We start from the raw sequence: 20,415 nt of genomic DNA, 5'->3' as shown, positions 1-20,415 counted from the left end.
GGCGTCGTGCAATGAGAGAGGTAAGAGATATGCCTCGCCGGGTGGTCTGCCGATGCGCTGCGATCATCAACGAGAAGGGAAATCATGCGCTTTTCCCACGCGCCGCGCATGTTCTCGTCCGGAGGGCGGCGACGCCGGCCACGGGCGGTAGGCGCCATGGCGGCTGCCACGGCGTTCACCATGACCGCGCTCGCTGTCGGTCTGTCCGCTCCGGCGGCCTCGGCGGCGACGCACTCCGTGTCGATCAGGAATCTCCAGTACAACCCGGCCACCATCAGCGTGGACGTCGGCGACGCCGTCACGTGGTCGAACGACGACAGCGTCTTCCACAGCGTCACGGGAGGCCCGCTGAACTCCCCCGACATGGAGCCGGGGCAGAAGTACTCCTTCACCTTCTCCTCCGCCGGGACCTTCAACTACCGCTGCAAGTTCCACCCGGACATGACGGGCAGCGTGGTCGTGGGAGGTTCCTCGTCACCGTCCCCGACCCCGTCCCCCACGGGCAGTGCCACACCGTCGCCGACTCCGACGAGCACCGCCACGACGCCGCCGCCGGACGGGGGCTCCTCCGGTGGAGGCGGAGGCGAGGGGGAAGGGGGCGCGCCGGTCGGCACCGGGCCGCTGCCCGTCTCCATGCGGCTCACCGACAACCAGGGCTCGTGGTACGACACGAACGTCAACCTCTTCGGTGGCCGTTCGCTGGCGGTGGCCGAGCTGCCGCGCGTGCCGCTCAGCAAGACCGCCTCGAGTCTGCCGGGCGTGAACCTGGACGGTCTTCCACTGGTCGGCGAGGCGCTCGGTGACGGCGCTCTGCTGGGTGACGATGCTCTGGGCGCCCTCAACGGCGACCTGTCCGGACTCGACAAGTTCGACTTCGACGGCTCGGACGCTCCGCTGGTCGGCGAGCTCGGGGTCGACCCGTTGAAGCTGCTGGGTCTGGACTCCACCAAGGAGGCCATCAGTACGGTCCTGCCCGAGGGTGACCCCCGGGCCGAGAAGGCGGCGACGCTGCTCGATCAGCTGGCCGAGCAGATGAGGAGCAGGCCGGCGAACTCGTCGACCACGCTGGCGGACCTGCCGGTCGGGGCCGACCTGCTGCCGCTGCTGGAGGACATCCAGAAGTACGCGGAAACCAATGACCTCGAGCTTCCGGTCACGGCGAACTTCGACATATCGGCCCCGCAGGCCGCGTCGGCCCACACCGTCACCGGGCTCATCTGGCCGGACGGCGCGAAGGGCTTCCCCTTCGACCAGCCGGGCGCCTTCGTCGGCAAGACCAGCGTCCAGCTGACCGAGCCGGGTCTGTACGCCTTCGCATGCAAGATCCACCCGTACATGCTCGGCGCGATCGTCGTCGACGACCCGCTCACCCCGGGTCTGGACTTCGGCAAGAAGCTGCGGGTCAACAGCCGCTCGCTGAACGTGCCTTCCGACGGCGACATCATCGCCCAGCTGGTTCAGAAGTTCTTCAACATCACGGTCCCGGGCAACTGGCAGAAGTACAGCAACACCGAGGACCGGCAGTGGAATCCGGCCTATCCGCCGGCGCCGATCCTGATGCACGACTCCGAGGGCAGGCAGGAGATCGTCCCCAGCCTCGACGCCTACCTCAAGAACAAGTTCCACACGCCGAAGACCCTCCCGGCCACGAGCCAGCGGCCGGGCGTCCCCGGAGTCGGCGAGGTCTGGGTGGACACCCAGATGGAGAAGACGGCGGGCAAGACCAAGTCGGGCGCGGCCACGAAGATCGACGTCTCCACGTGGACCGTCGACCGCAAGGTCGCCCTGCCCGAGATCAACATGAACAACCCGCACAACATGTGGACGGACCGCGAGGAAAAGTACATCTACCAAACCGAGTGGTTCGACAACAAGCTGGACGTCTTCGACCGCAAGACGGGTGAGTTCGTCCGGCAGATCGAGGTCGGAACCGACCCGTCTCACGTGATGACCAGGACGGACACCGACCAGCTGCACGTCGCCCTCAACGGCGGCAGCGCGGTGATGGAGCTGTCCCCGGGTGCCACCAAGATCGACCGCCGTATCCCCGTCCAGGCTCCGGGCGAGAAGGTCGCCCACCCGCACGCCCACTGGATGAGCGCCGACGGCAAGACGATGGTCACGCCGAACGTGAACAGCTACGACTCCACCGTCGTGGACATCCCGACCGGCGGCATTCGCAAGGAGGCGACCGGCGAACTGCCCATCGCGACCGGTATGACGCCGGACTCGTCGAAGGTCTACGAGGCGAACTTCCTCGGTGCGTCGGTGTCGTGCATCTCGCTCAAGGACAGCGCCTGCAACGACGGGGGTGCGAAGACCCACAGCAAGCAGATCGACCTGTGGAGGAACTACGACCCGGTGAAGGGCTCCACGGGACCCTTCGGCGGACTGCCGATCCAGATCCCGGTCAGCCCGGATGGCAAGGCCGTCCTGGTGGCGAACACCCTGACGTCCAACATCACGGTCATCGACCCGAAGACGGACGAGGTCAAGAAGTGGCTGCCTTGTGACGCCGGTTGCCACGGCATCAACTTCGGCGCCAAGAAGGGCGGAGGCTACTACGCCTACGTCGTGAGCAAGTTCTCCAACGCCATGTCCATCGTCGACATCGACCCCGACAACAACGGCGACATCTCCGACGCCAAGGTCGTCGGCCGGATGGTCATCGCCGCGGACGAGAACACCAAGACCGACGACCGGATCGTCGACTACGCCGGCATGGGCGGCCAAGGAGTGCTCGCCATCCCGCTGGCCTACAACGGCTGGGTCCAGAACGTGCCCAGCAACGCGGTGAACGACCAGCTGACCTGCCGTCAGCGCAACCCCCTCGACTACGAGAGCAAGTGCTCGTAGGGATCGACCGCAGCCGGGGGGCCGCCGCTCCGGCGGCCCCCAGGCCCACCTCCCCGCCCCCCCGAAAGGGACACTCCATGGCTCTTCCCGACCTGCCGCAGCCCTCACGGCCGGCCCCTTCCCGCAGATCACGCCTCCCGCGTGTCGCGGTGAGCGCCGCGGCGTTCTTCGCCGTGATCGGCCTTAGCTCCTTCAACCCCCTCGCCGAACAGCGAGGCACCCAGGACGGCTCGGGCGGGCCCAACCCTTCGGCGGTGGCGGCGGCCGGGGAGGCAAGAGACCTCGGCGACGGCACTCGACTCGCGCCGTACGAGGTCGTGGACGGCGTCAAGGTCTTCAAGCTCCGTGCCGCGCCCCTCACCTGGGAGGTCGCTCCCGGCAAGGTCCGGGAGGCCTACGCGTTCAACGGCGTCGTCCCCGGCCCGGTGATCCGTGTGAACGAAGGAGACCCCGTCCGCATCGTCGTCGAGAACGCCCTGCCCGAATCGACCGCCGTGCACTGGCACGGGATGGATCTGCCGAACGACCAGGACGGCGTCCCCGGTCTCACTCAGCCCGAGATCGAGCCCGGCGGGAGCCATACGTACGAGTGGAAGGCGATCAGTCCGGGAACCCACTGGTACCACACGCACATGCACGGCGAGCAGTTGGGCAAGGGGCTCTACGGATCGCTCGAGGTCGTGCCGAAGACCGGCGACGTCCAGGCCGACCGCGACTACCGCCTGATGATCGGCGACGGCGCACTGGGGTTCGTGTTCAACGGCAAGAGCTTCCCCGCCACCACGCAGCTCAGGGCACGCGTGGGGGAGAAGGTCCGCATACGTCTCATCGGCACCGGTCCGGAGATGATCCACCCGATCCACCTGCACAGCGGCCACTTCACGGTGGTCGCGCAGGACGGGCGCCCGCTGGCGGTCCCGCAGGAGATGGACACGCTGAACGTCGGTGTGGGACAGACCTACGACATCGTCTGGACCCCCACCAGGACAGGCAAGTGGATGATCCACTGCCACATCTTCTCGCACTCGGAGACGCACGAGGGCATGACGGGACTCGTCTCCATCTTCCAGGTGGATCCGCCGGTCGTCTCCGTACCGGAGCTTCCCCTCATCGACTGAGCCGCCGCGGACCTCTGTCCTTCTGCCCGACTTCCCCTTCGAAAGGTCCTCCATGACTTCTCGCATCCCTCGGCACCTCATGGGCCGGTGCCTCTCCGCCGCGACGGTCGCAGGTGCTGCGGTCGTCCTTCTCGCCGCCTCGGGCGCCTCGGCCCACGTCTCGGTCGACCCGGGCACGGCCGAGCCGGGAGGCTTCACGAAGGAGGCGTTCCGGGTGCCCAACGAACGGGACGACGCCTCGACCGTCCAGGTGGAAGTGGCCTTCCCGACGGACCACCCGCTCGGTCATGTGTCTGTCCAGCCCGTCCCCGGATGGAAGGCGACGGTGAAGAAGGAAAAACTCGACAAGCCGGTCAAGGACGGCGACCACGAGCTCACCGAGGCCGTCTCGTCCATCGTGTGGAAGGGCGGCTCCATCCGGCCGGGCGAGTTCCAGGAGTTCCCCGTGTCCTTCGGCCCGCTGCCGACGGACACCGACGAGCTGGTCTTCAAGGCGCTCCAGACGTACTCGGACGGCGAGGTCGTGCGCTGGATCGACGTCCCGCAGGAGGGCGGCGGGGAACCCGAACGCCCCGCGCCCGTACTCGAGCTGAAGGCGGCGGCCCAGGAAGCTCCCGTCACCGGGGCGGCGGCCGCACGGGAGCCGAGGCAGGAGCAGGATGCCGGGGCCACGCCCGTGGCGCGGACCGGCTCCGCCACGGACACGTTGGCCCGGGTGCTCGGCGGCGGTGCCCTCGCTCTCGGCCTTGTGGCCCTCGGCCGGGCGGCCCTGAGGAGGCCCGCCGCCCGCGAAGGGACATCCGTGGACCAGCCGGGGCAGGAGAAGGTCTCCGTCTGAGAGCGGTGAGCGCCCGGCGGCCTCCGTCCGTCTCCCGGGGCCGCCGGCCGCATGGCCGAACCGCCCCACCGCCCTCCGACGCGAGAGAAACCACGATGCACCGAGCAAAGGTCCTCACGTACGCCCATGTATGCGTCGCGTTCCTGCTGGCCCTGCTGTCCGTGGTGGGTAGCCCCACTCCCGCCCAGGCGCACGCCACCCTGGTCTCGACGGCACCGGCCGACCGGCAGGCGCTCGGCGCCGCGCCTCGCCAGGTCTCCCTGACGTTCAGTGAACCGGTGAGCCTCCCACTCGCCCGGATCCGGCTGATCGGACCGGACGGCGACACCGTCGCCACCGGCCGGCCCGCGCGTTCCGGCGGAAGGAGCGAGACTGTCACGGTGTCGGTGCCGGACGCGTCTGCCGACGGCACGTACACCGTCGCCTGGCACGCGGTCTCCGCCGACTCGCACCCGGTGCAAGGGGCCTTCGCCTTCACCGTCGGACGGTCCGCGTCCGCCGCCGCGCCGGCGCCGGGAACCGCACCCCGGCCCGACAGTTGGACCGTCGCGCTGTACGACATCACCCGCTGGGTGTCGTTCGTGGGTCTGGCGCTGCTGCTCGGGACGGCCTGCTTCATCGCGGCGTGCCGGCCCGGAAGCACGCGCCGGAGTTCCGTACGAAGGCTGCTGTGGAGCGGCTGGTCCGCCCTCCTGGCGGCGACCGCGATCGGATTTCTCCTCTACGGGCCGTACGCGGGAGGCACATCGCTCTCCTCGGCCACGGACCCCCGGCTCATGACCGCCACGCTGGACACGCGTATGGGCCGGATGCTCCTCCTGCGTGCCGCGCTCCTGGGCGCCGCCGCGATGGCGCTGGTGATGTACCTCCGGCGCGCCGCTGCACACGACCTGGGCCGTCGGCCCGGCTCGGGGCCCGAGCGCGAGGCACTGACGGCTTCCGCGCCCGGCGAGGGCGGGCGGAAGCGCCGCACCGCCCTCGTGCTCACCGCCGGCTGCGGCTTGGCACTGACCTGGAGCCTCGCCGCCCACAGCGCGGTGGGTCCGCTCGTCGCGTTCGCCCTCGTTGCGGACACGGTCCATCTGGTGGCCATGGCCGTGTGGATCGGCGGCCTTGTCGTCCTGGCGACCGTTCTGCGGCGGCCGCCGGACGTCTCCGTTCTGGAGCCCGTCGTGAGGCGCTTCTCCCGGACGGCGCGGATCTGCGTCGTACTGCTTCTCGTGACGGGGGTCTTTCAGGCCTGGCGGCAGGTCGGGACGGCGCCTGCGCTGCTCGGCAGCGCGTACGGCCGCGTTCTCCTCGCGAAGATGTGCCTCGTCGTGGTCCTCGTTGCGCTGGGCGCCGCCGCCCGCGGCTGGGTGCGGCGGCACTGCGGCTCAGATCCGGCTGCCGTCGCGGGCAGGCGACCGGTGGCCCGGCAGCAGCCCGGTGGCTCGCAGGTTCGCCGCTTCAGGCGGCTGGTCGTCGCGGAAACGGTGATCGCGGCGGTCCTGCTCGGTCTCTCGGCCGTGCTGGTGAACACCGACCCGCCCAGGGACAGGGAGGACCAGGCGGCCCCGGCGGCGCGGACGCCGGCAGCGCAGCAGCACAGCGCCGAAACGGCTCCCACCGCGCCGGCGGAGGCACCGTTCAGCAAGGGGTTCCGCTTCGATGCCGGAGGGAAGCAGGGGAGGGGCGTACTCCTCGTGGTCGTCGGCCCCGCCGCGACCGGCCTGAACGAGGTGCATCTGTCCGTCCTGGACCAGCAGGGCAGGCCGAGCGAAGTGCCCGAGGTCCGGGCGGAGTTCACCTTGCGCGAGGCCTCGATCGGCCCGATCCGGGCACCGCTGACCTACCTGGGGCCGGGGCACTACACGTCGACCGGCTTCTCGCTGCCCGTGCGCGGACGGTGGGAACTGTCGGTGACCGTCCGCACATCGGAGGTCGACCAGGCCATCGTCAGGACCGCGATCGATGTGCGCTGAGGCCGTGGGCAGGCACCGGAGCGGCCGGGACGACGACGGGGGCGGAGTGAGGTACGCGCGCGACGCCCGCAAGCTGTCGGCCGACGGCCTCGAGGATCTCCGGCGATGCGCGGTGGCAGCGGTCGAATCGGGACTGCCGCGCACCGAGGTGGCACGGATGTACGGAGTGTCCCGCCAGACCGTCGGCGCCTGGGTGAGCACCTACCGGCTGAAGGGCGCCGACGCGCTGCGCCCGCGCAGACGCGGCCGCCGCCCCGGTGACCGACTGGCCCTCTCCCCGGCACAGCAGCTGTGGGCGCTCAGGACCGTGACCGCGTCGACGCCCGAGCAGGTGGGGCTGCGGCACGCCCTGTGGACCAGCAGGTCCGTCGCGGAACTGGTCGACCGGCAGTTCCACGTCGGGCTGCGGACTCCGACGATCCGCAATTACCTGATGCGCTGGGGTGTGCGTGCCGCCGGTCCGCCGACAGCACGCCCAGGCGTCCCGCGGGCCGCCGCGGGGGGACCGGCGCCATCGGGGCTCGTTGTGGTGGGTTCGCCCAGGCCGGGGGACAGCAGCGAGACCCTGTGGACGGAATGCGCTCGCATCCGGTGGTCCGTTCCTGCCCAGGCGGCGGCGGACGGCGTGACGCCCGGCGCATCGCACGATTCGGACCTCCTCATCGCCGTCTCCGACCGGGGAGCACTGCTCTTCATGGCGAGCCGAGACCCGTACGACGGGGCGGAGATCAGTGATTTCTTCGAGCGCCTCGTCCGGCAGCGCGGACGCCGAGTCGTGATCGCTCCCGGATGGCGGCCGATCCGGCGGCCGGATCTGCTCGCGGAGTGGATCACCGCGCACACGGAGCCCCTGCCGGGCCGGGGCGCGGTCACGGGGGTGAGTACGACGAAGGCCGCCGCTCCGTTCCGGAGCGGCGGCCCGTCGAAGACGCCGACAGCCCTCAGAGCACGCGGACCGCGCCGCTCGCCGGGTAGCCGGACAGGTCCTGGATGACGACGCCCTTGCTCGGGTTCGCGGCGTCCAGGTACTGGCCGTTCCCGATGTAGACGCCCGTGTGGTACGCGGAGCCGGCGCCGCCCCAGTAGAGGATGTCGCCGACCTGGAGGTTGGAGGTGCCGACCTGGGTGCCGGCGACCGACTGGTCCTGCGAGACGCGCGGCAGCTCGATGCCGACCTGGCGGTACGCGGCCTGGACCAGGCTGGAGCAGTCCCACGCGTTGGGACCGGTGGCGCCCATGATGTACGCGTCGCCGAGCTGCGCCTTGAGGAAGGCGACCACGGTGGCGGCGGAGCCGCTCGCGGGGGCGGTGGAGGCGGACAGCGTGGTGCGCTCGGCGCTGCGGGAGGCGCGCGCCTCGGCCTCCGCCTCGGCGCGGGCCTTCGCTTCCGCCTTGGCCTTGGCCTCGGCCTCGCGCTCCGCCTCGGCCTTCGCCTTCTTGGCCTTCTTGGCCGCCTCCTCGGCGGCGGCGTCCTCCTGCGCCTGCAGTTCGAGGTCGAGCGCGACCTGCTGCGTGGCCTCGGCCGACTGCGCGACTGCGGCGGAGAGGTCGGTGGACGTGAGGACGGGCATCTCGATGGTCTGGGTCACCGGCTCGGCATTCGCCGGCCCGGCGGCTCCGGCCACCGCGATGGTGCTGAGGAAGCCACCGGCAACTCCGGTCCGGATCGCGACTTTCGACGCTCCGCGGCGGGGCTTCCGGTGGCTGGGTATGTGAGCGGTGTGGGACATGAGTACAACCGCTATCAGGGCCCGACGGTTCCCTTCAAGAAACGTGGGTTGCGCCACAGTTACGAACGGAACCTGTGAATCCGCTGCGGATGGACCTTTATTGACGCCGTAACGGGCAAACCGGGCATGCGTGATCACGGCTGTGATCATGGGCTTTCCGTAAAAGGTCCGAATTGCCGTCCGCCTATCACCCTCTCGCCCGGATGGCCAAGACCGCTTTTGTTGAACTCTTGAGTGAGTGGCGCAGGTCACAGAACGGTCAACGTCCGGGCCCCCGGAGGCTCGTGAATGCGCGCACGCGTCCACTGCTGTCCGCCCCGTCCCACGGTCGAGTGAGCGGATGTCCTCTATCACCCATTGCGGTCCATTGCCAATTTGCCTGCATGGGCCACCACTTGATAGAGCGCCACGCCTTTGACCAGCGGTAACCGCACCGGATGTCACGTCTGGTGATCACTCGGGAGCTTCACGTGTGAAGATCACCGCTCATCCTCGTTCATGATCGTTCGTCGGGTGGTGGAGATCACAAACGCGATGCCCGACCCCGTGTCGCAGATCACAGACCGAGAGGCATAGGATGCGGAGCAGTCGGGCTTGTGAACTGCCTCACATGTACACGATCTTCGCGAGGCGGCGAGGCGATGGCCCGGTGCGGTCCAACGGTCAAGGACGACTGGAAGGAGCGGGAGGGTGAATGCTTACGCGCCCATCCTTGTGCTCGGCGCCCTCGGGGCAGGGTTTGCGATCTTCTCCGTGGTCATGGCCACGCTTATCGGCCCAAAGCGGTACAACCGGGCGAAGCTTGAAGCGTACGAGTGCGGCATCGAGCCCACGCCGACGCCGGCCGGTGGCGGCCGCTTTCCGATCAAGTACTACCTGACGGCGATGCTCTTCATCATTTTCGATATCGAGATCGTCTTCCTCTATCCCTGGGCCGTCACCTTCGACGCGCTGGGGATCTTCGGGCTCGTGGAGATGCTGCTCTTCGTGCTCACCGTCTTCGTCGCCTACGCGTACGTGTGGCGGCGCGGCGGCCTGGAATGGGACTGAGGGGCGAAGGGGCACTCCTATGGGACTCGAAGAGAAGCTGCCGAGCGGCTTTCTGCTGACCACCGTCGAACAGGCCGCGGGCTGGGTGCGCAAGTCGTCCGTGTTCCCGGCGACCTTCGGCCTGGCGTGCTGCGCCATCGAGATGATGACGACGGGCGCCGGGCGGTACGACCTGGCCCGGTTCGGCATGGAGGTCTTCCGCGGCTCGCCGCGCCAGGCCGACCTGATGATCGTGGCCGGGCGGGTGAGCCAGAAGATGGCGCCCGTCCTGCGCCAGGTCTACGACCAGATGCCCAGCCCCAAGTGGGTGATCTCCATGGGTGTTTGCGCCTCATCGGGCGGAATGTTCAACAATTACGCGATTGTGCAGGGCGTTGATCACATTGTCCCCGTCGACATCTATTTGCCCGGCTGCCCGCCGCGCCCCGAGATGCTGATGGACGCGATCCTCAAGCTCCACCAGAAGATCCAGAGCTCCAAGCTCGGCGTGAACGCGGAGGAAGCGGCCCGCGAGGCGGAGGAAGCGGCCCTGAAGGCGCTCCCGACGATCGAGATGAAGGGGCTGCTCCGGTGAGCGACGCGCGCGCGGCCGCCGGGCCGCAGACGAACACGAAAGCCGCACCTCTGCGCCGCGTGGGCGGAGATGGGGGCACCACCCAGGCGTCAGCTCTGGGGGACACCAAGGGGATGCAGTGATGACGGACCAGCCGAATCCGGAGAAGGAGCTCTCCGGGCAGAACCTTCCCGGGCAGCGCGGTGAGCACGGCGAGGAGATCCGCGTCCAGCGCGGCATGTTCGGCGCCAACAACGGAGGGGATACGTCCGGTTACGGTGGGCTCGTGCGGTCCGTACGGCTCCCCGGACCGGCCACCCGCCCCTACGGCGGGTACTTCGACGAGGTCGCCGACGAGCTCGAAGGCGCCCTGGAGGAGCAGGGCCTCCTCCCGGAGAACGCCATCGAGAAGACGGTCGTCGACCGCGGCGAACTCACCTTCCACATCGCGCGCGAACACCTGCTCCAGGTGGCGAGGACCCTGCGCGACGACCCGGCGCTGCGCTTCGAGCTGTGCACCGGCGTGAGCGGGGTGCACTACCTCCATGACAAGGGCCGCGAACTGCACGCCGTCTACCACCTGCGTTCGCTCACCCACGGCCGGCTGATCCGGCTGGAGGTCACGGCGCCGGACAGCGACCCGCACGTCCCGTCGCTGGTGTCGGTCTATCCGACCAACGACTGGCACGAGCGCGAGACGTACGACTTCTTCGGGCTCGTCTTCGACGGCCACCCCGCCCTCACCCGGATCATGATGCCGGACGACTGGCAGGGCTTCCCGCAGCGCAAGGACTATCCGCTCGGCGGCATCCCCGTCGAGTACAAGGGCGCCCAGATCCCGGCTCCGGACCAGCGGAGGTCGTACTCGTGAGCGCCGACCCGCCACTCGACCACCGCCCCTCATCGACTCCCTTCGGGAGGCTCCAATGACCACCGCTTCCCCCCGCGAGACCACCGAGGGGACCGTGTACACGGTCACCGGCGGCGACTGGGACGAGGTCGTCCAGTCCGCGGCCAAGGCCGACGACCAGCGCATCGTGGTCAACATGGGTCCGCAGCACCCCTCCACGCACGGCGTGCTGCGCCTGATCCTGGAGATCGACGGCGAGACCGTCACCGAGGCCCGCTGCGGCATCGGCTACCTGCACACCGGTATCGAGAAGAACCTCGAGTACCGGACGTGGACGCAGGGCACCACGTTCGTCACGCGCATGGATTACCTGACGCCGTTCTTCAACGAGACGGCGTACTGCCTGGGCGTGGAGCGGCTGCTCGGCATCGACGACCGGATCCCCGACCGGGCGACGATCATCCGCGTGCTGCTGATGGAGCTCAACCGGCTCTCCTCGCACCTGGTCGCCATCGCCACCGGCGGCATGGAACTCGGCGCCACGACGATCATGATCTACGGCTTCCGTGACCGTGAACTGATCCTCGACATCTACGAGCTGATCACCGGCCTGCGCATGAACCACGCGTACATCAGGCCCGGCGGGCTGGCCCAGGACCTGCCGCCCGGCGCGGTGGACCAGATGCGCGAGTTCGTGAAGACGATGAGGAAGAACCTGCCGGAGTACGACAAGCTCGCCACCGGCAACCCGATCTTCAAGGCCCGTATGCAGGACATCGGGTACCTCGATCTCACGGGCTGCATGGCGCTCGGCGCCACAGGACCGATCCTGCGCGCCGCGGGCCTCGCCCACGACCTGCGCAAGACCGACCCGTACTGCGGCTACGAGACGTACGACTTCGACGTGCCGACCGCCGACACCTGTGACGCCTACGGCCGCTTCCTCATCCGCCTCGAGGAGATGCGCCAGTCGCTGCGGATCGTCGAGCAGTGCCTGGACCGCCTCGAGCCCGGGCCGGTCATGGTCGCCGACAAGAAGATCGCCTGGCCCGCGCAGCTCGCCCTGGGCCCGGACGGACTCGGCAACTCCCTCGACCACATCAAGAACATCATGGGCACGTCCATGGAGGCTCTGATCCACCACTTCAAGCTGGTGACCGAGGGCTTCCGCGTCCCGGCCGGGCAGGCGTACGCCGCCGTCGAGTCGCCCAAGGGCGAACTGGGCGTCCATGTCGTCTCCGACGGAGGCACCCGTCCCTTCCGGGTCCACTTCCGCGACCCGTCCTTCACCAACCTGCAGGCCATGGCGGCCATGTGCGAAGGCGGCCAGGTCGCCGACGTCATCGTCGCCGTCGCGTCCATCGACCCCGTGATGGGAGGCGTCGACCGATGACGGACGTATCGCTGGGCATGCCGCAGCTGCCCGCGCCCGACTACCCGGCCGATGTGCGCGCCCGGCTCGAGGCGGACGCGAAAGAGGTCATCGCCCGCTACCCGGACTCGCGCTCCGCGCTGCTCCCGCTGCTGCACCTCGTGCAGTCGCAGGAGGGCCACGTGACCCGTACGGGCATGCGGTTCTGCGCGGACGTGCTCGGCCTCACCACCGCGGAGGTCACCGCGGTCGCCACCTTCTACACCATGTACCGGCGCAAGCCGTCGGGCGACTACCAGGTGGGCGTCTGCACCAACACCCTGTGCGCGGTGATGGGCGGCGACGCGATCTTCGAGGAGCTCAAGGAGCACCTCGGTGTCGGCAACAACGAGACGACCGAGGACGGCAAGGTCACCCTCGAGCACATCGAGTGCAACGCGGCCTGCGACTTCGCGCCCGTCGTGATGGTCAACTGGGAGTTCTTCGACAACCAGACGCCCGAGTCGGCGAAGCGGCTCGTCGACGACCTGCGGGCGGGCCGGCAGGTCACGCCCACCCGCGGCGCGCCCCTGTGCACCTACAAGGAGACCGCCCGCATCCTGGCCGGCTTCCCCGACGAGCGTCCCGGCGCGGTCGAGGCGAGCGGCGGCGCCGGGCCCGCGTCCCTGATCGGGCTCCGCCTGGCCAGGGGCGAGGCCGCCCCGGCGACGCGCGTGGTCCACCCGCGCGGCGAGGCGCCCCAGGAGCCGCCGCAGCCCGGCTCCGAGCACCTCAGCTCTCATGACGCACCGCAGCAGACATCGGCATCCGACCCGGAGCACCCGGCCGGACCTGTCGGCGAGGAGGGGGAGTGATGACCGTGTCCACCGAATACGGGGGCAGCTCCCGGCCGGAGACCGGCGGCGAGGCGAGCCCGGAGAAGCTGCTGGCCCCGGTGCTCTCCGCCTTCTGGGACGAGCCGGAGTCCTGGACCCTGGAGACCTACCGCAGGCACGAGGGATACGAGGGCCTGCGCAAGGCGCTGGCGATGTCGCCCGACGACCTCATCGCCTACGTCAAGGACTCGGGCCTGCGCGGCCGCGGCGGCGCGGGCTTCCCCACCGGAATGAAGTGGCAGTTCATCCCGCAGGGCGACGGAAAGCCCCACTACCTCGTGGTCAACGCCGACGAGTCGGAGCCGGGCACCTGCAAGGACATCCCGCTCCTCTTCGCCAACCCGCACTCGCTGATCGAGGGCATCGTGATCGCCTGTTACGCGATCCGGTCCAACCACGCCTTCATCTACCTGCGCGGCGAAGTCGTCCCCGTGCTGCGGCGGCTGCACGAGGCCGTCCGCGAGGCGTACGAAGCAGGCTTCCTCGGCAAGGACATCCTGGGCAGCGGACTCGACCTCGACGTCACCGTGCACGCGGGCGCCGGTGCGTACATCTGCGGTGAGGAGACCGCGCTGCTGGACTCCCTGGAAGGCCGCCGCGGCCAGCCCCGGCTCAGGCCCCCCTTCCCCGCGGTCGCCGGTCTGTACGCGTGCCCCACTGTGGTGAACAACGTCGAGTCCATCGCGTCCGTTCCCGCGATCCTCAACAAGGGCAAGGACTGGTTCAAGTCGATGGGCAGCGAGAAGTCCCCTGGCTTCACGCTGTACTCGCTCAGCGGCCATGTCGCGAGCCCCGGCCAGTACGAGGCCCCGCTCGGCATCACGCTGCGCCAGCTGCTCGACATGAGCGGCGGCATGCGGCCGGGCCACCGGCTCAAGTTCTGGACCCCGGGCGGCTCCTCGACCCCGATGTTCACCGACGAACACCTCGACGTCCCGCTGGACTACGAGGGGGTGGGCGCCGCCGGGTCGATGCTCGGCACCAAGGCGCTCCAGTGCTTCGACGAGACCACCTGCGTCGTGCGGGCCGTGACCCGGTGGACCGAGTTCTACGCCCACGAGTCGTGCGGCAAGTGCACACCGTGCCGCGAAGGCACCTACTGGCTCGTCCAGTTGCTCCGGGACATCGAGAACGGGGCCGGCACCCTTGCCGACCTCGACAAGCTGAACGACATCGCCGACAACATCAACGGCAAGTCGTTCTGCGCGCTCGGCGACGGCGCCGCGTCCCCGATCTTCTCCTCGCTCAAGTACTTCCGCGACGAGTACGAGCAGCACATCACGGGCCGGGGCTGCCCCTTCGACCCGGCCAAGTCCACGGCCTGGGCCGATCGACACATCACGGAGGTGTCCGCATGAGTCCGGCGCACGCGCCCGGCACCGGCCGCGGCTTCGACTCGTCTCACCCGGAGGTGGACGCATGACCGTCACCACGTCCTCCGCCTCCGCCGGCGGAGCTGCGGCCCAGCCGCCGGAGGACCTCGTCTCGCTGACCATCGACGGCGTCGAGCTCTCCGTCCCCAAGGGGACGCTGGTGATCCGCGCCGCCGAACTCCTCGGCATCGAGATCCCCCGCTTCTGCGACCACCCGCTCCTCGACCCCGCCGGCGCCTGCCGCCAGTGCATCGTCGAGGTCGAGGGCCAGCGCAAGCCGATGGCCTCCTGCACCATCACCTGCACCGACGGCATGGTCGTCAGGACGCAGCTCACCTCGCCCGTCGCCGAGAAGGCGCAGAAGGGCGTGATGGAGCTGCTGCTGATCAACCACCCGCTGGACTGCCCGGTCTGCGACAAGGGCGGCGAGTGCCCCCTGCAGAACCAGGCGGTCTCGCACGGGCAGGCCGAGTCCCGCTTCGAGGGGAGGAAGCGCACCTACGAGAAGCCGGTGCCCATCTCGGCGCAGGTGCTCCTCGACCGCGAGCGCTGCGTGCTGTGCGCACGCTGCACCCGCTTCTCCAACCAGGTCGCGGGCGACCCGATGATCGAACTGATCGAGCGGGGCGCGCTCCAGCAGGTCGGCACCGGCGAGGGCGACCCGTTCGAGTCGTACTTCTCCGGCAACACCATCCAGATCTGCCCGGTGGGCGCGCTCACCTCGGCCGCGTACCGCTTCCGCTCCCGCCCCTTCGACCTGGTCTCCTCGCCGAGCGTGTGCGAGCACTGTGCGGGCGGCTGCGCCACCCGCACCGACCACCGGCGCGGCAAGGTCATGCGCCGCCTGGCCGCCGATGACCCGGAGGTCAACGAGGAGTGGCTGTGCGACAAGGGGCGGTTCGCCTTCCGCTACGCCCAGCAGCGCGACCGCCTCACCACCCCGCTGGTGCGCAGCAAGGACACGGGTGAGCTGGAGCCGGCGAGCTGGCCCGAGGCGCTGGAGGCGGCGGCGGAGGGACTGCGTGCCGCACGCGGCCGGGCCGGCGTGCTCACCGGCGGCCGGCTGACCGTCGAGGACTCCTACGCGTACGCCAAGTTCGCGCGGGTCGCCCTGGACACCAACGACATCGACTTCCGCGCGCGGGTCCACTCCGCAGAGGAGGCCGACTTCCTGGCGGCAGCGGTCGCCGGGCAGGGCCGGGACCTGTCCGGCACCGGAGTCACCTACACCTCGCTGGAGAAGGCGCCGGCGGTCCTGCTCGCCGGGTTCGAGTCGGAGGAGGAGGCGCCCGGCGTCTTCCTGCGGCTGCGCAAGGCCCACCGCAAGCACGGCCAGCGCACCTTCTCCCTGGCCACGCACGCCACGCGGGGCCTGGCCAAGGCGGGCGGCACGCTGCTGCCGGCCGCGCCCGGCACCGAGACCGAGTGGCTGGACGCCCTCGCCTCCGGCACCGGCCTGGACGGGGACGGCGCGAAGGCGGCCGAGGCGCTGCGCGCCGACGGCGCGGTGATCGTGGTGGGCGAGCGGTTCGCGGCCGTGCCCGGCGGCCTCACCGCCGCCCTGCGCACGGCGACCGCCACCGGTGCCCGCCTGGTGTGGATCCCGCGCCGGGCCGGTGACCGCGGCGCGATCGAGGCGGGCGCACTGCCGTCGCTGCTGCCGGGCGGCCGCCCGGCCACCGACCCGCGGGCCCGCGAGGAGACCGCCGAGGTCTGGCGCGTACGCGAACTCCCGCACCGCTACGGCCGGGACACCGGCCAGATCGTCGAGGCCGCGGCCACGGGCGAACTGGCCGCGCTGGTCGTCGCCGGTGTCGAGGTCGCCGACCTGCCCGACGTGGCCCGCGCGCGGGAGGCGCTCGACGCCGTCGGCTTCCTCGTCTCGCTGGAGCTGCGGCCCAGCGAGGTCACCGACCGGGCGGACGTCGTCTTCCCGGTCGCGGCCGTCGCGGAGAAGCCCGGCACCTTCCTCAACTGGGAGGGCAGGGTGCGGATGTTCGAGGCCGCCCTCAAGCCCGAGCAGATGACCCGGCCCCTCCCGCCGACCGACGCGCGGGTGCTGCACATGCTCGCGGACGCGCTCGACATCCCCTTCGGCCTCCCGGACCTGACGTCCGTACGCGCCGAGATGGACCGGCTCGGCCGCTGGGACGGTCCCCGCGCCGGCGAACCCGCCGAGTCGGCGAGGCCGCTGCCGCGGCCGGGCGCCGGCGAGGCGGTCCTCGCCGGTCACCGGCTCCTGCTCGACCAGGGCGTGCTCCAGCAGGGCGACGAGGCGCTGGCCGCGACCCGGCACGCCGCCGTGGCCCGGCTGTCGGCGGCGACCGCGGCCGAGACCGGCGTCGAGGACGGCGACGAACTGCAGGTCTCCGGCCCGGCCGGATCGGTGCGGCTGCCGCTCCTGGTGAGCGAGATGCCCGACCGCGTGGTGTGGCTGCCCATGAACTCGGCCGGCGGCGGCGTGACGGCGGACACCGGTGCCCGTCCGGGCGAACTGGTCCGTATCGCGGCCGTGACGGGTGCCGTCGAGGCGACACCGGAGGTGCAGTCATGACCGCTCGAGTCACCCGCCGGCCGGCGGCCGCGCGCCTGCGCGACGCCGTGCGGCCGTCCAGGTCCTCGACCCCCGTCGGCCTGCCGGGCGCAGCCCCGGCCACCCCCGCAACGGAGGTGCACGCATGACCACGCTGGCTCATGTCGCCGAAGCACAGCGCAGCGTCCTGGCTCTCGAGGACCTGTCGATGTTCGGGCGCGACCCCTGGTGGCTCGTCGTCATCAAGGCCGTGTTCTGCTTCGCCTTCCTGATGGTGACGGTGCTCTTCTCCATCGTGTGGGAGCGCAAGGTCGTCGCCTGGATGCAGCTGCGCATCGGCCCCAACCGGCACGGCCCCTGGGGTCTGCTCCAGTCGCTCGCCGACGGCGTCAAGCTGATGCTCAAGGAAGACGTGATCGTCAAGCGCGCGGACAAGGTGGTCTACATCCTTGCCCCGATCGTCGCCGCGATCCCGGCCTTCATGGCGATCGCCGTGATCCCGTTCGGCCCCGCCGGCAACGAGATCTCGATCCTCGGCCACCGCACCACGATGCAGCTGACCGACCTGCCGATCGCGATGCTCTACATCCTCGCGGTCGCCTCGGTCGGCATCTACGGCATCGTGCTCGCGGGCTGGTCGTCCGGCTCGACGTACCCGCTGCTCGGCGGTCTGCGCTCGTGCGCGCAGATGATCTCGTACGAGATCGCGATGGGCGCGGCGTTCGCCTCCGTCTTCCTCTACTCCGGGTCGATGTCGACGTCGGCGATCGTGGAGGCGCAGGCGGACCGCTGGTACATCCTGCTGCTGCCGGTCTCCTTCATCATCTACGTCGTCACGATGGTCGGTGAGACCAACCGGGCGCCGTTCGACATGCCGGAGTCCGAGGGCGACCTCGTCGGCGGCTTCAACACCGAGTACAGCTCCATCAAGTTCGCGATGTTCATGCTGGCCGAGTACGTCAACATGGTCACCGTCTCGGCCGTGTCGGTCACCCTGTTCCTGGGCGGCTGGCGGGCGCCGTACCCGATCTCCGCCTTCTGGGAGGGCGCGAACCACGGCTGGTGGCCGATGCTCTGGTTCGTCCTCAAGGTCCAGCTGCTGCTGTTCTTCTTCATCTGGCTGCGCGGCACGCTGCCCCGCGTGCGCTACGACCAGCTGATGAAGCTCGGCTGGAAGGTGCTGATCCCGGTCTCCGTCGTCTGGCTGATGCTGGTCGCGACCGTGCGGGCACTGCGGAACGAGAACTACGACTTCCAGCAGATCGTGCTGTACGTCGCCGGGGCCGTGATCGCCGTCCTGCTCCTGTCCTTCGTCGCCGACGTCTTCCGCGGCAAGAAGGAGAAGGAGGCCGAGGCCGCGAAGCCCGAACCGGGCCCGTTCGACCCGATGGCGGGCGGATTCCCCGTACCGCCGCTGCCCGGCCAGGAGTTGCCGCCGGTGCCGCGCAGGCGCCCGCGCCGCGACCGCGAACTGATCGCCAGCGGCGGATCGCAAACCGACAGTGATGGTCCTCGGGACGGAAAGGAGGCTGACGGTGTCTGAGGAATCCGAGAGCGCGTTCCAGAATCCGGTCGCCGGCTTCGGCGTGACCTTCAAGGCCATGTTCAAGAAGCGGCTGACCGAGCAGTATCCGGAGCAGCAGAAGGTCACGGCGCCGCGCTTCCACGGCAGGCACCAGCTCAACCGCCATCCGGACGGGCTGGAGAAGTGCGTCGGGTGCGAGCTGTGCGCCTGGGCCTGTCCGGCCGACGCCATCTATGTGGAGGGCGCGGACAACACCGACGAGGAGCGCTACTCCCCGGGCGAGCGGTACGGCCGCGTCTACCAGATCAACTACGCCCGCTGCATTTTCTGCGGACTGTGCATCGAGGCCTGCCCCACCCGCGCGCTGACGATGACCAACGAGTTCGAGCTGGCCGACAGCAGCCGGGCGAACCTCATCTTCACCAAGGAGCAACTGCTCGCCGGTCTGGAGGAGGGCATGGTCGACAGCCCGCACGTCATCTACCCCGGCATGGACGAACAGGACTACTACCGGGGGCTGGTCACGGAGGCCGCGCCCGGCACGGTCCAGCAGGTGGCCCACTCCAAGGGCGAGACCGTCCAGGAGGCCGAGTCGACGTTCGGCGAGGGCGAACCGGCCTCGAAGAAGGTGATCGGGGCATGAACCTGCTCGCCGCCTCCGTCACCTCCACGGGCGAGGCCGTCCAGTTCTGGGTGCTCGGCACCATCGCGGTCGTCGGGGCGCTCGGCACGATCCTGATGAAGCGGGCCGTGCACAGCGCGCTCAGCCTCGCCGGGACCATGATCGTCCTGGCGGTCTTCTACCTCGCCAACGGCGCGTACTTCCTCGGCGTCGTGCAGATCATCGTCTACACCGGCGCGATCATGATGCTGTTCCTCTTCGTCGTCATGCTGGTCGGCGTCACCGCAGCCGACTCGCTGAAGGAGACGCTGAAGGGGCAGCGCTGGCTGGCCGCCGCCTGCGGGCTCGGCTTCGGCATCCTGCTGATCGCCGGAATCGGCAACGCCTCGCTGAAGAACTTCAACGGGCTGGGCGTCGCCAACACCGCGAACGGCGGCAACGTCGAGGGCCTCGCCCGGCTGCTCTTCACCAAGTACGTCTTCGCCTTCGAGATCACCGGCGCCCTGCTGATCACGGCCGCGGTCGGCGCGATGGTGCTCACGCACCGCGAGCGCACCGAGCGGGCCAGGACCCAGCGGGAGCTGTCCGAGCAGCGCGTACGCGAAGGCAAGCACCTGCCGCCGCTCCCCGCGCCCGGTGTCTACGCCCGGCACAACGCCGTGGACATCGCCGGACTGCTGCCGGACGGCACCCCGTCCGAGCTCACCGTCAACCGGACCCTGCGGGACCGCGGCCAGATCCGCGACGTGTCGGCCGACGCGCTGGAGGACCTCAAGGCGATCGAGAAGCGCTCCGAGGAGCGCCTCGGACGCGGCCGGGACGAGCACGACCGGGACGGACAGGAGGCCAAGCGGTGAATCCGGTCAACTACCTGTATCTCGCTGCCCTGCTGTTCACCATCGGTGCGGCCGGTGTGCTGATCCGGCGGAACGCGATCGTGGTGTTCATGTGCGTGGAGCTGATGCTCAACGCGTGCAACCTCGCGCTCGTCGCGTTCTCCCGGATGCACGGCAATCTCGACGGCCAGATCATCGCGTTCTTCACGATGGTGGTCGCCGCCGCGGAGGTCGTGGTCGGACTCGCGATCATCGTGTCGCTGTTCCGTTCCCGCCACTCGGCCTCGGTCGACGACGCCAGCCTGATGAAGCTGTAAGGG

General features: G+C 69.8%; 17 protein-coding genes. 16 read left to right on the top strand and 1 reads right to left on the bottom strand.

Annotated features, from left to right (window positions below):
- The first annotated feature begins 156 nt into the window (after positions 1–156).
- The 5 genes from QFZ82_RS17510 (at position 157) to QFZ82_RS17490 (ending at position 7,770) form a co-directional block, all read left to right on the top strand.
- Positions 157–2,856, top strand: a complete 2,700-nt coding sequence (locus tag QFZ82_RS17510) for a cupredoxin domain-containing protein (protein ID WP_307714058.1) — start codon at positions 157–159, stop codon at positions 2,854–2,856.
- Between the two features lie 77 nt (positions 2,857–2,933).
- Positions 2,934–3,974, top strand: a complete 1,041-nt coding sequence (locus tag QFZ82_RS17505; protein WP_307714057.1) for a multicopper oxidase family protein — start codon at positions 2,934–2,936, stop codon at positions 3,972–3,974.
- 52 nt (positions 3,975–4,026) lie between these two features.
- Positions 4,027–4,812, top strand: coding sequence for a YcnI family protein (locus QFZ82_RS17500; protein WP_307714056.1), 786 nt, complete (start codon positions 4,027–4,029; stop codon positions 4,810–4,812).
- Positions 4,813–4,907: 95 nt separating this feature from the next.
- On the top strand, positions 4,908–6,776 hold the full coding sequence (locus QFZ82_RS17495; RefSeq protein WP_307714055.1) for a copper resistance CopC/CopD family protein: 1,869 nt from the start codon (positions 4,908–4,910) through the stop codon (positions 6,774–6,776).
- A 4-nt stretch (positions 6,777–6,780) separates the two neighbouring features.
- On the top strand, positions 6,781–7,770 hold the full coding sequence (locus QFZ82_RS17490) for a helix-turn-helix domain-containing protein (RefSeq protein ID WP_307714054.1): 990 nt from the start codon (positions 6,781–6,783) through the stop codon (positions 7,768–7,770).
- Here QFZ82_RS17490 and QFZ82_RS17485 read toward each other — a convergent pair.
- A complete protein-coding gene (locus QFZ82_RS17485) occupies positions 7,718–8,506 on the bottom strand; it encodes a C40 family peptidase (protein WP_307714053.1) in 789 nt (262 codons plus the stop codon). The genes QFZ82_RS17490 and QFZ82_RS17485 overlap by 53 nt on opposite strands.
- A gap of 690 nt (positions 8,507–9,196) precedes the next feature.
- Here QFZ82_RS17485 and QFZ82_RS17480 point away from each other — a divergent pair.
- The 11 genes from QFZ82_RS17480 (at position 9,197) to nuoK (ending at position 20,412) form a co-directional block, all read left to right on the top strand.
- Positions 9,197–9,556, top strand: coding sequence for an NADH-quinone oxidoreductase subunit A (locus QFZ82_RS17480; protein ID WP_003974383.1), 360 nt, complete (start codon positions 9,197–9,199; stop codon positions 9,554–9,556).
- A gap of 19 nt (positions 9,557–9,575) precedes the next feature.
- Complete coding sequence (locus tag QFZ82_RS17475; RefSeq protein WP_177148523.1) at positions 9,576–10,130, top strand: NADH-quinone oxidoreductase subunit B family protein; 555 nt, start codon at positions 9,576–9,578, stop codon at positions 10,128–10,130.
- A gap of 121 nt (positions 10,131–10,251) precedes the next feature.
- Positions 10,252–10,980: an NADH-quinone oxidoreductase subunit C gene (locus QFZ82_RS17470; protein ID WP_307714052.1), complete on the top strand. Its 729-nt coding sequence runs from the start codon at positions 10,252–10,254 to the stop codon at positions 10,978–10,980.
- 55 nt (positions 10,981–11,035) lie between these two features.
- Positions 11,036–12,352 carry an NADH-quinone oxidoreductase subunit D gene (locus QFZ82_RS17465; RefSeq protein ID WP_307714051.1) on the top strand — a complete coding sequence of 439 codons (1,317 nt, stop codon included), beginning with the start codon at positions 11,036–11,038 and terminating at the stop codon, positions 12,350–12,352.
- A 17-nt stretch (positions 12,353–12,369) separates the two neighbouring features.
- Complete coding sequence (gene nuoE, locus QFZ82_RS17460) at positions 12,370–13,185, top strand: NADH-quinone oxidoreductase subunit NuoE (RefSeq protein ID WP_307717754.1); 816 nt, start codon at positions 12,370–12,372, stop codon at positions 13,183–13,185.
- Positions 13,182–14,564, top strand: coding sequence for an NADH-quinone oxidoreductase subunit NuoF (gene nuoF / locus QFZ82_RS17455; protein WP_373429297.1), 1,383 nt, complete (start codon positions 13,182–13,184; stop codon positions 14,562–14,564). Before nuoE ends, nuoF begins: the two co-directional genes overlap by 4 nt.
- Positions 14,565–14,625: 61 nt before the next feature.
- Positions 14,626–17,133 carry an NADH-quinone oxidoreductase subunit G gene (locus QFZ82_RS17450; RefSeq protein ID WP_307714049.1) on the top strand — a complete coding sequence of 836 codons (2,508 nt, stop codon included), beginning with the start codon at positions 14,626–14,628 and terminating at the stop codon, positions 17,131–17,133.
- Positions 17,134–17,257: 124 nt separating this feature from the next.
- The gene (nuoH, locus tag QFZ82_RS17445) at positions 17,258–18,655 is read left to right on the top strand and encodes an NADH-quinone oxidoreductase subunit NuoH (protein WP_307714047.1); all 1,398 of its coding nucleotides are present in this window, start codon (positions 17,258–17,260) and stop codon (positions 18,653–18,655) included.
- Positions 18,618–19,280 (top strand): NADH-quinone oxidoreductase subunit NuoI, encoded by a 663-nt coding sequence (gene nuoI, locus QFZ82_RS17440; RefSeq protein ID WP_373429296.1) that lies wholly within the window; start codon positions 18,618–18,620, stop codon positions 19,278–19,280. The genes nuoH and nuoI overlap by 38 nt, the downstream gene beginning before the upstream one ends.
- Positions 19,277–20,116, top strand: a complete 840-nt coding sequence (locus QFZ82_RS17435; protein WP_307714044.1) for an NADH-quinone oxidoreductase subunit J — start codon at positions 19,277–19,279, stop codon at positions 20,114–20,116. Before nuoI ends, QFZ82_RS17435 begins: the two co-directional genes overlap by 4 nt.
- Complete coding sequence (gene nuoK, locus QFZ82_RS17430) at positions 20,113–20,412, top strand: NADH-quinone oxidoreductase subunit NuoK (RefSeq protein ID WP_064070011.1); 300 nt, start codon at positions 20,113–20,115, stop codon at positions 20,410–20,412. The genes QFZ82_RS17435 and nuoK overlap by 4 nt, the downstream gene beginning before the upstream one ends.
- Positions 20,413–20,415: the final 3 nt, after the last annotated feature.

Source organism: Streptomyces sp. V4I23 (genome assembly GCF_030817975.1).
In the GTDB taxonomy this organism is placed as follows: domain Bacteria; phylum Actinomycetota; class Actinomycetes; order Streptomycetales; family Streptomycetaceae; genus Streptomyces.
The sequence above is the reverse complement of the archived record's forward strand: the minus strand, read 5'-3'. Positions and strand labels throughout refer to the sequence as shown.

Excerpts from the sequence above, each read along its gene's own strand:
- QFZ82_RS17485 (WP_307714053.1), bottom strand. The coding sequence starts at position 8,506 with ATGTCCCACACCGCTCACATACCCAGCCACCGGAAGCCCCGCCGCGGA.
- nuoE (WP_307717754.1), top strand. The coding sequence starts at position 12,370 with ATGCCGCAGCTGCCCGCGCCCGACTACCCGGCCGATGTGCGCGCCCGG.
- QFZ82_RS17470 (WP_307714052.1), top strand. The coding sequence starts at position 10,252 with ATGACGGACCAGCCGAATCCGGAGAAGGAGCTCTCCGGGCAGAACCTT.
- nuoI (WP_373429296.1), top strand. The coding sequence starts at position 18,618 with ATGGTCCTCGGGACGGAAAGGAGGCTGACGGTGTCTGAGGAATCCGAG.
- QFZ82_RS17510 (WP_307714058.1), top strand. The coding sequence starts at position 157 with ATGGCGGCTGCCACGGCGTTCACCATGACCGCGCTCGCTGTCGGTCTG.
- QFZ82_RS17505 (WP_307714057.1), top strand. The coding sequence starts at position 2,934 with ATGGCTCTTCCCGACCTGCCGCAGCCCTCACGGCCGGCCCCTTCCCGC.
- QFZ82_RS17435 (WP_307714044.1), top strand. The coding sequence starts at position 19,277 with ATGAACCTGCTCGCCGCCTCCGTCACCTCCACGGGCGAGGCCGTCCAG.
- QFZ82_RS17465 (WP_307714051.1), top strand. The coding sequence starts at position 11,036 with ATGACCACCGCTTCCCCCCGCGAGACCACCGAGGGGACCGTGTACACG.
- QFZ82_RS17495 (WP_307714055.1), top strand. The coding sequence starts at position 4,908 with ATGCACCGAGCAAAGGTCCTCACGTACGCCCATGTATGCGTCGCGTTC.
- QFZ82_RS17500 (WP_307714056.1), top strand. The coding sequence starts at position 4,027 with ATGACTTCTCGCATCCCTCGGCACCTCATGGGCCGGTGCCTCTCCGCC.
- QFZ82_RS17475 (WP_177148523.1), top strand. The coding sequence starts at position 9,576 with ATGGGACTCGAAGAGAAGCTGCCGAGCGGCTTTCTGCTGACCACCGTC.
- nuoH (WP_307714047.1), top strand. The coding sequence starts at position 17,258 with ATGACCACGCTGGCTCATGTCGCCGAAGCACAGCGCAGCGTCCTGGCT.
- QFZ82_RS17450 (WP_307714049.1), top strand. The coding sequence starts at position 14,626 with ATGACCGTCACCACGTCCTCCGCCTCCGCCGGCGGAGCTGCGGCCCAG.